The 14,895-nt window shown below is 37.6% G+C and carries 13 protein-coding genes; 4 read left to right on the forward strand and 9 right to left on the reverse strand.

The window, feature by feature from the left end; translation table 11 throughout:
* The first annotated feature begins 233 nt into the window (after nucleotides 1–233).
* The 4 genes from FEE95_RS02105 to FEE95_RS02120 all read left to right on the forward strand — a co-directional run bounded on the left by FEE95_RS02105 (nucleotide 234) and on the right by FEE95_RS02120 (nucleotide 4,475).
* Entirely contained in the window at nucleotides 234–1,145 is a 912-nt protein-coding gene (locus tag FEE95_RS02105; RefSeq protein WP_138656175.1) for a NifU family protein, read from the forward strand.
* A 71-nt stretch (nucleotides 1,146–1,216) separates the two neighbouring features.
* Complete coding sequence (locus FEE95_RS02110) at nucleotides 1,217–1,417, forward strand: dodecin family protein (protein ID WP_138656176.1); 201 nt, start codon at nucleotides 1,217–1,219, stop codon at nucleotides 1,415–1,417.
* A 157-nt stretch (nucleotides 1,418–1,574) separates the two neighbouring features.
* Nucleotides 1,575–3,611: a thioredoxin domain-containing protein gene (locus FEE95_RS02115; RefSeq protein ID WP_138656177.1), complete on the forward strand. Its 2,037-nt coding sequence runs from the start codon at nucleotides 1,575–1,577 to the stop codon at nucleotides 3,609–3,611.
* Nucleotides 3,612–3,740: 129 nt separating this feature from the next.
* A complete protein-coding gene (locus tag FEE95_RS02120) occupies nucleotides 3,741–4,475 on the forward strand; it encodes a hypothetical protein (RefSeq protein ID WP_138656178.1) in 735 nt (244 codons plus the stop codon).
* A gap of 2 nt (nucleotides 4,476–4,477) precedes the next feature.
* On the opposite strand, the gene tsaB is transcribed toward FEE95_RS02120, so the two are convergent.
* From tsaB to FEE95_RS02165, 9 genes are all read right to left on the reverse strand, one after another.
* Nucleotides 4,478–5,155, reverse strand: coding sequence for a tRNA (adenosine(37)-N6)-threonylcarbamoyltransferase complex dimerization subunit type 1 TsaB (gene tsaB / locus FEE95_RS02125; protein WP_138656179.1), 678 nt, complete (start codon nucleotides 5,153–5,155; stop codon nucleotides 4,478–4,480).
* A 93-nt stretch (nucleotides 5,156–5,248) separates the two neighbouring features.
* The gene (locus FEE95_RS02130; RefSeq protein WP_138656180.1) at nucleotides 5,249–6,598 is read right to left on the reverse strand and encodes a TolC family protein; all 1,350 of its coding nucleotides are present in this window, start codon (nucleotides 6,596–6,598) and stop codon (nucleotides 5,249–5,251) included.
* A gap of 32 nt (nucleotides 6,599–6,630) precedes the next feature.
* Nucleotides 6,631–7,791 carry an efflux RND transporter periplasmic adaptor subunit gene (locus FEE95_RS02135; RefSeq protein ID WP_138656181.1) on the reverse strand — a complete coding sequence of 387 codons (1,161 nt, stop codon included), beginning with the start codon at nucleotides 7,789–7,791 and terminating at the stop codon, nucleotides 6,631–6,633.
* Nucleotides 7,792–7,828: 37 nt separating this feature from the next.
* Nucleotides 7,829–9,097: an ABC transporter permease gene (locus tag FEE95_RS02140; RefSeq protein WP_138656182.1), complete on the reverse strand. Its 1,269-nt coding sequence runs from the start codon at nucleotides 9,095–9,097 to the stop codon at nucleotides 7,829–7,831.
* Nucleotide 9,098: 1 nt separating this feature from the next.
* Complete coding sequence (locus FEE95_RS02145) at nucleotides 9,099–10,328, reverse strand: ABC transporter permease (RefSeq protein WP_138656183.1); 1,230 nt, start codon at nucleotides 10,326–10,328, stop codon at nucleotides 9,099–9,101.
* A complete protein-coding gene (locus FEE95_RS02150) occupies nucleotides 10,321–11,022 on the reverse strand; it encodes an ABC transporter ATP-binding protein (RefSeq protein ID WP_138656184.1) in 702 nt (233 codons plus the stop codon). The genes FEE95_RS02145 and FEE95_RS02150 overlap by 8 nt, the downstream gene beginning before the upstream one ends.
* A gap of 105 nt (nucleotides 11,023–11,127) precedes the next feature.
* Nucleotides 11,128–12,243 (reverse strand): efflux RND transporter periplasmic adaptor subunit, encoded by a 1,116-nt coding sequence (locus FEE95_RS02155; protein ID WP_138656185.1) that lies wholly within the window; start codon nucleotides 12,241–12,243, stop codon nucleotides 11,128–11,130.
* Between the two features lie 39 nt (nucleotides 12,244–12,282).
* Nucleotides 12,283–13,536, reverse strand: coding sequence for an ABC transporter permease (locus tag FEE95_RS02160; protein ID WP_138656186.1), 1,254 nt, complete (start codon nucleotides 13,534–13,536; stop codon nucleotides 12,283–12,285).
* Nucleotides 13,537–13,575: 39 nt separating this feature from the next.
* Complete coding sequence (locus FEE95_RS02165) at nucleotides 13,576–14,826, reverse strand: ABC transporter permease (RefSeq protein WP_138656187.1); 1,251 nt, start codon at nucleotides 14,824–14,826, stop codon at nucleotides 13,576–13,578.
* Nucleotides 14,827–14,895: the final 69 nt, after the last annotated feature.

Consider the following 14,895-nt stretch of genomic DNA (forward strand, 5'->3'; position numbering starts at 1 on the left):
AACTATATTATACGTGGATATACTGGTAATCCGGTATGGATTTTAGCAAAAAATGAGTATCCTTTTCAAAAACTCAACCTTATTTTTCCAATTTCAAGTTCAATTAGATAGAAAAATGATCGAGAATCATAGGATCCCCGGCATTACGATTTAACATAAAATGAAAAGCTATTGAACTTTATAAACAGGATACATTTAGATTTACTTCGTATTTTTGCCAAAAATTAAACGCAATGAAGGAGTATTCAATTACTGTCGTAGAAACCAACAATCCTACCATATTAAAATTCGAAACCAATCACTTCATAACTACAGGTGCCAATTACGAGTTTAAAAATATAGATGAGGCGAAAAACTCTCCATTGGCCCAACAATTATTCTATCTACCTTTTATAAAAACAGTTTATATTTCAGGAAACTTTATAGGTCTTGAGCGGTTTGACATTGTGGAATGGCAAGATGTAGAAGACGAAGTTGCACAGCAGCTGGTAGAATACCTAAACGCAGGCGAACCTATTATAATAGAAGAAGAAAAGACAAAACCAGTCGCGGTAACCGTATATGCGGAGGTAACTCCAAATCCGTCGACTATGAAGTTCGTGGCCAGTCGGAAAATAGTACCCGCAGCCTTTGAATTCAAAAATATTGATGAAGCTAAAGATTCTGATTTGGCTTTGGCCCTTTTTCAATTCCCTTTTGTGAAACAAGTATTTCTAGATGAAAACTATGTTTCGGTAAGCAAGTATGATGTTGCCGAATGGGATGACATAACCATGGAATTGCGCGAACTTATCCGCAATTTTATCGCTGATGGAAAAGATGTTGTTTCCCTTAACATTCAACCTCAAAACAAACCAGAAGTAAAAGAGTCTCAAAATCAAAATCAGCCAGCTGCTGATTTAGACGACACCTCACTAGAGATTATCGACATTCTAGAAGAATACGTTAAACCTGCTGTAGCTAGTGACGGTGGTAATATTCTGTTTCAATCTTATGAGAAAGAGAGTAAAACTGTGAATGTTATTTTACAAGGTGCCTGCAGCGGTTGCCCTTCTTCCACTTTTACTCTCAAAAATGGAATCGAAACGATGCTCAAAAATATGATGGGAGATAGAATCAACGAGGTCGTAGCTCTAAACGGATAATTTGTAAGATTTATCTAGCATTTTACCTTATTAATTTGCTATCTTGAACCAAATCTAAAAAACAAAAAATTATGGCAATTTTAAAAGTTATAGAAGTATTGGCCAATTCTGACAAAAGCTGGGAAGACGCAACAAAAAAGGCAGTTGCACAGGCTTCTAAATCAGTAAAAAATATTCGTTCGGTTTACGTTCAAGACCAAAGCGCTAGTGTAAAAGACGGCGAAATAAGTGATTTTCGAGTAAATGTTAAAATCACTTTTGAAGTGAAATAAATTTTACAACATCAAACTTTTTTTAAAAGCATCCTTCCTAAGCGGGATGCTTTTTTTATGCCTGATATTAGCATTAACTTTGAGTATGCGCAGCTTGTTCAAATTAACAGTACTCTTATTGTTTTCATTGAACTTTTATGCTCAAAAAAAGGACACCATGACTCATAAATACACCAATGCCCTCATTAATGAAACGAGCCCTTATTTGTTGCAGCACGCTCATAATCCGGTTAATTGGGAAGCTTGGAACCCCGAAGTACTTGAGCGGGCCAAAAAAGAGAATAAACTTCTCCTAATAAGCATTGGGTATGCTGCTTGTCATTGGTGTCATGTTATGGAGCATGAATGTTTTGAAGATGATGAAGCGGCTACGGTTATGAATGCTAATTTCATAAACATAAAGATAGATAGGGAAGAGCGACCAGACGTAGACCATGTTTATATGGATGCCCTTCAAATGATGACCGGAAGTGGTGGTTGGCCCCTCAATATCGTAGCGCTACCTGATGGCCGTCCATTTTGGGGAGCAACCTATGTTAAAAAGAAAGATTGGATAAGTATCTTAAATCAATTGTCGGAAACGTATAAAAATAGTCCGCAAAAGGTTGAAGAATATGCGCAGAACCTTGCGAATGGAATAAAAGCCATCAATCTTGTAGAAAACCAAAATGAGCTTCATCTTTTTACCGCAGAGCAATTAGACGATGCTGTAAAAGATTGGTCTCGCTATTTTGATACTTTTTTAGGAGGCTACAAACGTGCGCCTAAATTCATGATGCCTGTCAATTTGAATTTTCTATTGCATTACGGTACTGCACGGAAAAATGAAAAAGTTCTTGAATACACGCATACCACTTTGACAAAAATGGCTTGGGGAGGAATTTTTGACCATGTCGGTGGGGGGTTCTCACGCTATTCGGTAGATACAAAATGGCATGTACCGCATTTTGAAAAAATGCTCTACGACAATGGACAATTGGTAAGTTTATATGCAAAAGCTTATGCCGCAACTAAAAATGACTTATACAAAACCACAGTTGAGCAAACGATTGCTTTTGTAGAAAAAGAATTAATGCATCATACTTTCGGATTCTATTCTTCATTAGATGCGGATAGTTTTACCGAAACTGGAGAACTCGAAGAGGGAGCCTATTACGTTTGGCAGGAAGAAGAATTAAAAAAGTTCTTGGGAGATAACTTCGGAATTTTTAAAGATTATTTCAATATCAATGGTTATGGACATTGGGAACATGGCAATTATGTTCTGATTCGGGATGCATCCGACAAAAAAATTGCTCGGAAACATTCCATTAATACTGATGATTTAAAAGGAATTATCAATAGCTCTTTAGCGATACTGGATGCGGAACGAAGCAAAAGAAACCGACCCCGATTAGATGATAAGATTCTAACCTCTTGGAATGGACTTATGTTAAACGGGCTCGTAGATGCCTATCGGTATTTAGGAAATGATTCCTATTTAGAACTCGCCTTAAAGAATGCCAGTTTCATTTTAGAAAATTTAGTAAAACCCGATGGCGGACTTTGGCACAATCACAAAAACGGAAAGAGCACCATCAATGGCTATTTAGAAGATTATGCTTCTATCATTGAGGCTTTTATAGGCTTGTACGAAGTTACCTTTGATGAACAATGGTTAACTCATGCGAACATTTTAACTGCCTATTGCCAGAAAAACTTCTTTGATGCCGAGAGTGGAATGTTCTTCTTCACCTCAAAGCAAGACGATTATGTTATCAGAAGAACAATTGAAACTTCTGATAACGTAGTGCCAGCATCGAACTCCATAATGGCAAAGAATCTATTTCGACTTTCAAAGCTATTCCCAGAAAAGAGTTATGAGGAAACTGCTTTGCAATTATTGAAAAACGTACAGCACAACTTTGATAAGAATGCTCAAAACCATGCCAATTGGTTAGAACTACTTTTGTTCTTTGACCAACCGTATTATGAAATAGCTATCGTTGGAGAAAATCACAAGGAGAAAGCCAAGGAAATTGCGGGTTACTATTTATCAAACACTATTATGGCCGCAACGGAGAAGGAAAGCACTTTAAGCATTCTTCAAAACAGACACTCACCCGAGAATACCTTCATTTACATATGCGAGCAAGGCGCCTGCAAGCTTCCTGTACCGACGGTAAATGAGGCTTTGGAGTTGCTCAGAAATTAAATTCTAAAAGCCAGGTTCTTTGGTGCTATTACTTAAATTTCTAGGTTTGGTATTATTTTTGTAAGAATATGCATCGTAGTTTCCCACCATTCTAATTTGAATTTGGGAAAGTTTTTTTATCTTCTGTTTATGAAAACAAAACTTTCCTTCTTGATTTTGTTGTCTAGTTTTTACTGTTTTTCACAGGATACCGATGAGCCAGTGACCATAAGGTTCAGTTTGCCTTCTACTGCCGACCGATTGCAAGATGATAGAACAAGAATTTTTACCATAAAGGGTACTCCATATCTAAATGAGGAGCATCAATTAGGAACTATTATCAATGGCGAGACAACAATGGAGGCACCCATTCGATACAATGCATACTATGACTATTTTCAAGTTTTGGATGAAAACAAAAAGAAGGCATCTGTCCTAAAATCGAATAATGTAATAGTACAGCTAGACGGGAAAACCTACCATCTGCTCACCTATGAAGAGACGGTTCAAGACAAGGCATTATATTATTTACCGCAAAACAAAAATCAGCAATTAAGCGGCAATATGAAGGAAGGTTATTTCTGTGCGCTATCTGATGGAGAGACCGTCCTTTATAACAAAACAACTAAAAGAGTTCCAAAGTTCAAATTACAAGATCATGGTTACACACAATTTGCACCAACCGACTTAGTAACTCTCAACCATTATTATATCAAAAGAAAACATAGACCGGCCGTACGAATTAAATTGTCAAAAAAAGAAGTATTATTCGCTCTCAACAACAAATACAATGAAGTACGGGATTACATTAAAAAGAACAAACTAAAAGTTAAAACAGAAGAAGAAGTTATTCAGATTCTCTCCTATTATGATACTTTGGATTAAGTTCATTTCTTTGCTTTTGTTTGAAGGATAAAGTCTTTTAGGTAGTAAGGTTCGAAGTAGGCCACATCTTCAAAGTCCCTATTTTGGTATTTCTCAAATGAGAGTTGCGACAATTGTTCTGCGGAAGGAACATGTTCGTCAGCGATACTCAAATTTTCATTTTTCAATACTTCTTGGCATTTCGATGCACCACTCCCAAGTAGCAACACTTTTCCTTGATTCAAAAAAGAGCTGAACGAATTTGCATCTATAATTTCCGCCTTTGTTTCTCGAATCTCATTTAATAGGTTATCGAAAACCTTGGAATAAACCTCCATACGTCTGGCATCAAGAACTGGAATAAGAAAATCAAACGCCTGAGATTTTTCTTGGTACGCCAGACTTTCTAAAGTCTCAACGGAAATCAAAGGAACGTCCAAAGAAAAGCAAAGTCCTTTGGCTGCGGAAACACCTATTCGAAGTCCGGTATATGAACCAGGTCCTTTGCTAATAGCAATTGCATCTAAGTTAGACAAAGAAATCGACGCTTCTTTTAAGACTTCCTGTATAAAAACATGCAATTGTTCAGAATGTGAATAGTTTGGCGTATCATGCTCCTTTATTGCAATAGTCTTGCCTTCTTTAGCCACGCTCACCGAGCAGTTTGTAGTTGCCGTTTCTAGATTTAAAATCAATGCCATAATGGGCGCAAAGATATGTGCTTCCTATTAAAAGAAAAAAGACCCGTAAGCTTTTAAAGAAGCTTGCGGGTCGATTAACCAACATATGGAAAATTAATCCAACTTAATGGGAATTCCGAAATAGAATTCCAATACCTTAAGTCTAAAAATATAGTCATATTTCGTTCGTATTACTTCAGCTTCCGCGTTATCAACTCTCGCTTGTGCTTGACTGAAATCGAAGGCGTTCATTAAACCAACATCAAAACGTTCTTTGGAATATTGATAGGCCAAACGTCTTGCCTCAAGCGTTTTTTCGGCTGCTTCGTATGACGCAAAAGAGCTATTTACATTCGCATAGGTTTGATTCACCGTTGTCTCTAGGGCCAGTTTATCCTGTTCCAATTGCACTTTTGCTTTTTCAACGCCAATCTCTGAACGTCTGATAGAGTTTCTTGTACTAAAGCCATTGAAAATTGGAATGCTTAATTGACCACCATATGTGATTCCATCAAAAAGCCATAGCTGATCCAATAAATCAAATCTTGAAGATGTTTGCGTAATAGGGTCAAATTGCTTTCTGCTCGAATATGAAGTATTGTAATTAAAAAAAGCTGCCAAGGTTGGATATCTAGCCCCCTTAGCTATATCAAGATCTTTTTCAGCAAGTTCAACATTCGACTCTGAGAGTTTAATATCATTTCGGAATCCGACTGCTTTAGCAAAAATGGATTTAGGCGAATTGTTCAATATATCAGAGGGAGGTATCTCAAAGGCATCATCCGCAATATCAAAATTTTCATAATCCGTTATCTGCAACAGTTGCGCTAAAGTGATTCGAGAAATAAGCACTTGATTTTCACCATTAACTATTTGTTGTTGTTGACCAGCCGCAGTTGCCTCGATTTCTAACAAATCCCCTTTAGGAACAACACCAGATTCTACTAATTCTTTCGTCCTTTTCAAATCTTGTTCAGTGAACGCATATTGCGCCTTAAAAACTTTTAAAGCCTCTTTATTTGAAAGTATATCTAAATAATTTAAGGCGACATTTAATCTGATATCATCCTTTAGGTCGTCTAAACGATATTGACCTGCGATAGCGTTCAACTTGGCTCTATTCATGCGATTTTTATTTCGCATTCCGTTGAACAAAACCACATTTGAAGAAAGATTACCCCCTAGTGTAAAAATACCAGCAGTAAAATTACTACCTGTAATAGGATCCGAAGATAAACCTCTACTTCCAGAAGCAGTAACCGTTGAGTTTAGGTTTGGAAGAAAATTACCCAATGCATCTGATTCATCTATTTGAGCATTCTGAAGGTCGAGTTCAAATTGTTCGATACTAAGATTATTCTCTACTGCATATTCAACGCACTCCTGTAACGTCCATTTTTTAGTTTGTGCAGATAGTATTCCTATTGTCAATACTAGAAATAGGGTTGTAAGTTTAAATTTCATTTGATTTGTTTTCTTGATTATTGATTGATGTATTAGTCTTCGCTTTCTTCACTATCCTCTTCGCCTTCTTCATCTTCTTCACCTTTTTTAATTGGCTCTGTTTTGTTCCATTGTTTTATTTCGTCACTTTCTGTAAGACCAGAAACAATCTCAACGTTTACTCCATCAGAAATTCCAATTTCAATTTCCTTTCTTTCCCATTTTTGTTCCTCTGCGGAACCTACTGCCAACTCAACATAGGGCTTATCTGTTTTTTTATCGAATTGCAACAAGGCTTCTGAGATAACCAAAATGCTATCTTTCTTTTCTAAGACTATCGAGGCATTGGCACTATATCCTGCGCGGATAAAAACATCTTCCTTAACTTCAACATCTCCCTCAATCTTGAATTGAACCGCTCCTGTTTCTTCCACTCCTTTTGGAGCAATGAACTTTAACTTAGCATCAAGCTCTGCTCCCTCCACGGCTCCGAGGCTTATTTTCAATGGAGTTCCAACTTGTAATTTTCCAACTTCCCCTTCATCTACTTTTCCTTCAAAAATCATCTTGGTCAAATCGGCTATTGAAGCAATAGTAGTACCATCATTAAAGTTATTGCTTTGAATCACCTGGTCGCCTTCCTCAACTGGGATTTCCAAAATTGTTCCACTGACCGTAGCTCTAATATTCGTATTAGCGGTCGCGGAACCTCCCGCAGAACCTCTTCGAATGATTTGATAATCCGCTTGCGCATTCGATAATTCCTGCTTAGCCTGATCTATTTGAAGTTGAAGATTATTAAAATCTTGACTTGAAATAACTCCTTTATCAAATAAGGCTTTGTTTCTGTTGTACTCTATAGTTGTATTATTTAAGGCGATTTCCGCATTACGAACCCGACCACGAGATTGGTTCAAGGACTGCTCATTTGGAACAATCTTTATCTTGGCAATCAAATCACCAGCTTTTACCTTCGCCCCTTCTTCCAAATATATCTTTTCGATGATACCTGAAATTTGAGGTTTAATCTCTACCTCATCTTCTGGTACCACTTTACCTGTAGCAACAGTTTTCTTTTCGATACTAGAGATGAATGGTTTCTGGGTCTCATAGGTAATCGAAGATTTACTATTTGATGAAATGAAGAAAACAGCAGCCGCTAAAATGCCTACAATAAAAGCGAAAATTAAAAAGTATTTTAAATATTTGTTCATTTTAAATGTATTTGAATTCGTCTATTGGTTTTGTTTATTATTCTTCACGTAATGCGTCTATTGGTTTGATACTGACCGCACGTTGTGCTGGTATTAGTCCTATTAAGGTGCCTAACACTACCATAATTACCAAAGCCCCTAAAACATAAGGGATGGGTACCGTAGGATTGGTGTATGGAAAATCAACGTCTTTGGTAAATGCGTTTATTGCAGATAAAACCCCTGCTCCGAGTATTATTCCTAGAACTCCAGCGATAAGTGTTAAGAAAACAGATTCTAAAACAATAAGATTCCGCACCTCACTTGGAGTTGCACCAAGTGCTCGTCGTACTCCCAATTCTTTCGTTCTCTCCTTTACTGAAATCAAAAGAATATTTCCAATACCGATTACTCCTGCCAAAATGGTTGCTATTCCCACTATTAGTGACATAAAGGTTAAACCAAATGCAAAATCCATAGTTCTGCCGAAAGCCTCCCCTAAGTTAAATGACCCAAACGCCCTTTCATCATCAGGGTGTACTCTTTTCGTACTCCTTAAAAGTGCTTTAATATCTTTTTCCACTTTAACAACATCGACATCATCATAGGCTGCAATGCATAAATAACTTACCAGATCTCCAGTATTATACAGTTTTCGATGTGTGGTAAAAGGAATGAACATATCGCTATCTGAATCAAAACTTACCCCATTAGCTAACTTATGCACTCCCACTACTTGAAAATAAACCGTTCCCACGCGTATGTATGCGCCAATTGGGTCTTCATCCTTCTCAAAAAGCTCTTGTTGAACACGTTCTCCAATTACGATAACCTTTCTCGCCTGTTCTATATCTTCCTCATTGATAAATCTCCCTCCGTCATAGATTTTCTTTGTTGCTATTTTTGTATACACCGGATAGTCACCGTACAAGCCATAATTGCCTGACTTTTGACCTTTTACTGTATAAACAGGCTCTGAATTCGGGCCACCGTCACCTTGTCTAATCCGAGGAGCTATATACTGAACTTCCTGTATTCTATTTTGTATCGTAGAAACGTCATTCAATCTTAAATCCATTTGCCTTCCTGTCTTGAAGCCATCATGGGGCATACTTGTACTCTGAGGCCAAACGAACATACTATTCATTGCTACGGTCTTAAATGCCTTGTCAAATCCGTTATTCAATCCTTGAGCAGATCCTGCCAAGGCTATGTAAATAAAAATTCCCCATAGTACACCTATTACGGTTATCACCGTTCGCGTCTTGTTCTTACTAATAGAACCAAAGATCTCTTGCCAGGTATTACTATCGAATATAAATCTCATATCATTCGTCTCTTAATGCTACAATAGGCTTTATACGGGCGGCGCGTTTTGCTGGAATATATCCGGCCAGTGCGCCAAAAAGTATTAAGACTATAGTTGCTCCAATTGCCATTCCCATATCTATGTAAGGATCGGTAATAAAAAAATCCTTTAATTTTTCCCCAAAGGAACTGAGCATTGAAATGCCTATTATCATTCCAACAAAGCCTGAAACTGTGGTGATAAAAATGGACTCCAAAAGAATTGTACCAATTACTGATTTTGGAGTAGCTCCCAGGGCCTTTCGAATTCCCAATTCCTTGGTTCGCTCTTTGACCACAAAGACCATTATATTGCTGATACCGATTATACCGGCAATGATAGTTCCAAAGGCAACAAAAGCAACAATGAGTTGTAAGACCCCCGCAAACTGTTGGCTTTGTTTTAATCCTTCGGCAACATTACGTATGAAAATACCTTGTTGATCTTCAGGACTGATATACTTCTTTTCTCTAATGAAGGTATTCAAGCTTCTATCAAGAGCCAATGCACCGGCGTATCCCAATTCTGGTTTAAAGGCAACAATTAGCTGGTCAACTTTATCGGTATTTTTTTCAATAAGCTGCCGTGTAGTATAGGGAATATAAATTCTCCGCTCCTCATCATCACCACCGTCATCTTGATAAACACCAATAACTTTGAAAGCACTACCTGCAATATCTATGTATTTGCCCATGGCGTTTTCCTCACCAAACAAATCTTGTTCTACCAATCGACCAACAATTGCATTTTTAGTTTTGTTTTTGATATCAAGGCTATTTAAATACCGCCCTTTCATCATAATTGTTTTCTCCGCAAATTGATGAGAAGGAGCAACAGCCCTCGTAGAATAGTTATTAGATTCATTCTTATAACTCACTAGGCCACCTCTGGTAATTCTTGGTGTTGTATACTCCAAGAACATGCTGAAGTTTTTTTCAATATCGACCAGGTCGCTATTATCAAATTCAATTTGACGACCTGACTTGTAGCCTTTATATGGCTCCGTAGTGCGACCAGGAAAAACAAAAATTAAATTTTGGGCATCATCTTCAAAAAAAGATTGAAACGTATTGATTAGTCCATTACCAAAACCAAAAAGCACAACAAAAATCAAAATACCCAAGGCTACGGTAAAGCCCGATAAGAACGTACGTAGTTTGTTCTTTTGAATTGTCTCGAATATTTCTTTCCAGTTGTCCCTACTAAACATATTCTGAAGCCCTAACTTGTTTGATTTTTTTATCCTCTAGAATAATACCATCCTTCAAATGCACAATACGCTTACACATATCTGCAATATCGGGTTCGTGAGTAACGATTAAAATGGTATTGCCCTGATCGTTAATTTTTTGAATCAAATCCATCACTTCATACGAAGTTTTACTGTCCAATGCACCTGTAGGCTCATCGGCTAACAGCACCTTTGGTTCAGCAGCCATTGCCCTAGCGATTGCGACACGTTGTTTTTGACCACCCGAAAGTTCACTGGGAAGGTGTTCAGCCCATTCTTTCAGACCAACTTGATCTAGATATTTGAGGGCTTTCTCTTGACGCTCTTTTCTTCCTACTCTTTGATAGTATAATGGGAGTGCAACATTTTCCATTGCACTTTTGTAGTTGATTAAATTAAACGATTGAAAAACGAAGCCTAGGAATTTATTGCGATAATTGGCGGCTTTGGTCTCATTAAGATTTTTTATAGGAACTCCATCTAAATCATACGACCCTTCATCCAGTTCGTCTAACATTCCTAAAATATTGAGCAATGTAGACTTTCCTGAACCCGAGGAACCCATAATAGCGACTAATTCACCTTCTTCTACAGAAAAGTTGATACCTTTTAAAACATGTAGGGAATTGCTTCCCATCTTATACGATTTATGAAGGTTTTTGATTTCAATCATGTTGGTAGTATTTGTTTTGTTTGGTGATTGCCAAAAGGTATTCGGCAATAAGACACCTAAGTTGTTAATTTGTTACAAGATTTCCTCCAAATTTTATGTTAAAGATTAGTTGGAATCTTCTTCGCCCGATTCTATAGCATTCCAGACTTTTATTTTATCATCTTTGGATATCCCTGATTTCACTTCTACGAAAATTCCATCGCTCACTCCTAATTCGACATCTTTTCGATCAAACTTTTGATTTCCACTTTCAATTTCGACAAAAGGTTTCTTGGTCTCATCATCAAATTGCACCAAGGCCTCTTTAACAGCCAATACACTATCGGCTCTTGCCAAAATAATAGAGGCATTTGCACTCAGACCAGCACGAATGAATACCGTATCTTGCTTCTTCATGGTACCTTTAATTTCGAACTGAATCGCACCATTTTCTTCTTTCCCTTTGGGAGCTATATAATCCAACACGGCATCAAATACTGTATTTTCAATAGCTCCAACTGTAATCTCTAAAGGAAGATCTTCTTTGATTTTACCCACCTCAGACTCATCTACCTTGCCTTCAAAAATCATTTTTTCAACATCGGCGATAGCGGCAATCGTGGTGCCCTCATTAAAGTTGTTACTTTCTATTACTTGGTTACCCACTTCCACTGGTACTTCCAATACCATTCCGCTAACTGTCGCCCTAATCTGCGTATTAGCTGAATTCCCGAACCCTTTGGCAGTACCTGTTTTTACAATATCGTACCTTTTGTTGGCCGCACCATAAGACTGTTTGGCTTGATCGTAAGTCACTTGAGCTCGTTCCAAATCCACTTTAGAAATCACTCCTTTCGCAAAAAGACCTTTTTGACGTTCCAAATTACGGAGTTGATCATCTAATCCGATTTTTGCTTCATCGATTGCATTTCTTGCGTCATTTAGCGCATTTAAATTCGGCACAACTTTTATTCTGCATAGCAGATCTCCGGACTTCACATAATCTCCACCTTCGACAAAAACCTCTTCTATTACCCCAGAAATATTAGGTTTAATTAAAACCTCTTCTAAAGGAAGAATACTTCCAGTGGCTACTGTTTTCTTAATGATGGTTTGGGTCGAGGCTTGATCTGTTTCGTATACAACAGGGTCTTCTGAATTTTTTTGATAGAGATAATACATTGCTCCTCCGAATAAAATAACGATAAGCAATAAGATAATTCTAGTAACTGATTTCTTCATTTTTGATTGGTTTGTTAATAAATACTTGATTGATGTTCTTTATTCTGTCCTTAAAGCTTCTATGGGCCGTACTCGTATTGCACTATTTGCAGGAATGAAACCTGCTAATAATCCGGATACGATTAATATAACCAGGGCACTAACAACAACACCTAAACTTACGCTCGGATTAAGAAACATATCTACGGGACCAATCGAATCTAAGAGCGAATTTATGCCGTAAATAGAAAGAGCTCCGAAAATTATGCCTATCATTCCAGAAATAATGGTCAAGAAAATGGACTCCATTAAGATTTGTAAACGTATTGACCAAGGGTTTTCCCCTAAGGCCCTGCGTATCCCAATTTCTTTAGTTCGCTCCTTTATTACAATGAGCATGATATTACTCACCCCTATTATTCCTGAAATGAGTACTAAAATACCAACGAAATAGGCCACGAACCTCAATGCCCCAAATAAGCTTTCCACCCTATTAAATTGCTCGTACAAATCAAAATACCCAATGGCTCTTTCATCATCTGGATGTACTTTTCTACTTTGTTTTACGGTGTTAATTACCTCCTCATTTAATTCACTTATTGAGCTTCCGTCTTTTGCCGTAATGGCCATCCATCCAACATTATCAGCTCTATTGTAAGCTTGGGAAAAGGATGTAAACGGCATGAAGATTTGACGTTCACTGTTTTCACCACCATTGTTGGTTTTCTCTTTATATGTACCAATAACCATAAAATTCACACCACTGATTTTGAGATAAGTCCCCAAAACTTCTTCATCTTCTTCATAAAGGTCTTGTCGAATCCCATCGCCAATAACGACTACCTTGCGCTTCTCATTGATATCATTATAGTTGAAAAATCGCCCATGAGCTACAAACATTGGGTTCTGTTCTATAATTTCAGGGTAATCACCGAAAACACGATATCTGCCCGTTTCCGTTCCTCGAATCACATTGTCACCCTCTTGCATTCGAATACTATTTCTAGGGGATATTATTCGTAATTCAGGGACATTTCGACGCAAAAGGTCAACATCTTCCAATTTAAAGTTGAAGTTTCTCCCTTCCGGAAGTCCTTCATACGCCATAGAAGTAGTCTCCGTCCACATGAACATCGTATTTGTTGCCACACCATTAAAATCCTGTCGGATACCATTTTCAAGGCCCTTACCAGCAGCTAACAAGATAATTAGAATAAAGATTCCCCAACCCACACCAAAAGCCGTCGCTACCGTTCTCCACACATTGCTTGAGAGCACCTCTAATATTTCTTTCCAACGGTCTTTACTAAACATTTTTACTTGCTATTTTTCTAAATATGATTCATATTATCGCTACTCATCACGAAGTGCTTCGATTACCTGAACTCGTACGGCTTTCCAGGCTGGAAAAAAACCTGCAAAAGCGCCTGCAACAATTAACAAAATCACTGTAGATAGGGCTACTTTAAAATCTACAGATGGATTCAATACATAATCTACTTCTATCTCAGGACCAACAATCTCTAATAGCCCCATACTAAAAATGAGACCTGAAAATCCTGCAATCGCAGTAACAAAAATGGCTTCGTGCATAATCATTCCAATAATAGAAGAAGGTTTTGCTCCCAATGCTTTTCGTATACCAATTTCTCGAGTTCTTTCTTTAACTACTATGAGCATGATATTGCTAACACTAACAACTCCTGCAATCAACGTTAAAAATCCAACCCCCCAAAAGAACATTTCGATTGCGGTTCCTAATGTGTAAAACCGTTTTGCTTCTTGAATCGGATTCCATAAGCGAATGGCCCTATCATCTTCCGGGGCAACCCCATGATATTGCTTTAAATAAGTCAAAAGCTCTTTAGTAAATTCATTGTTCTTTTCTACAGTTGCATCAAACGATTCCATTTCTGGAAGCATAAAATTCAGGTTGTTAATATTATCGGACCCATTAAATGCTAGTTGAGCTGTAGTTATAGGTATAAAAATGCGTTCCTCTTCACCTTCATTCTCACCATGTTCACCGAATACACCAACGATTCTGAAACCTGCCCCAGATATAGTAAGGTATTCTCCTATAGGTGTTTCTAAATCGGCAAAGACCTCTCTTTTTATTTTATTACTGATTACAGCAACCTTAGCATTTTCCTGTACATCTGTTTCATTGATATATCTTCCTTCCGACAAAAACTCGTTTTCAATGGTTTGAAGGTCTCCGTTTGTTCCGGCCACATTGTAAACCAATAAATCATTATTGTAAACCACCTGAACATCGCGGGGAAAGTATAATAAAGACGCTTTTTCATAATCATTTTTGAAGGCATTCGTAACGGTTTCAAAATTCTCATTACGAAGTTGAATGCGGCGTCCAGGATTCAAACCATTATGCTCAATAGTAGTACGTTGAGGCCAAACCCAAATACTTGTGGCAGCATCTTCTTTAAACTCCTCGGCAATGCCATTTTGCATGCCTTGACCAAAACCCAATAAAATAACTAGGATAAATATTCCAGAGGCAACAGATAGACCTGTGAGGAAAGTCCGCAATTTATTTTTACGGATGGTGTCAAAAATCTCTTGCCATCTTTCGATGTCGAACATTGTATTGATTTAGTTGATTGATGAATGTATGGTATAACCACACACTTACTATATGACGCTCAATGTCAC

It is taken from the genome of Maribacter algarum (ex Zhang et al. 2020) (assembly GCF_005885635.1).
In the GTDB taxonomy this organism is placed as follows: domain Bacteria; phylum Bacteroidota; class Bacteroidia; order Flavobacteriales; family Flavobacteriaceae; genus Maribacter_C; species Maribacter_C algarum.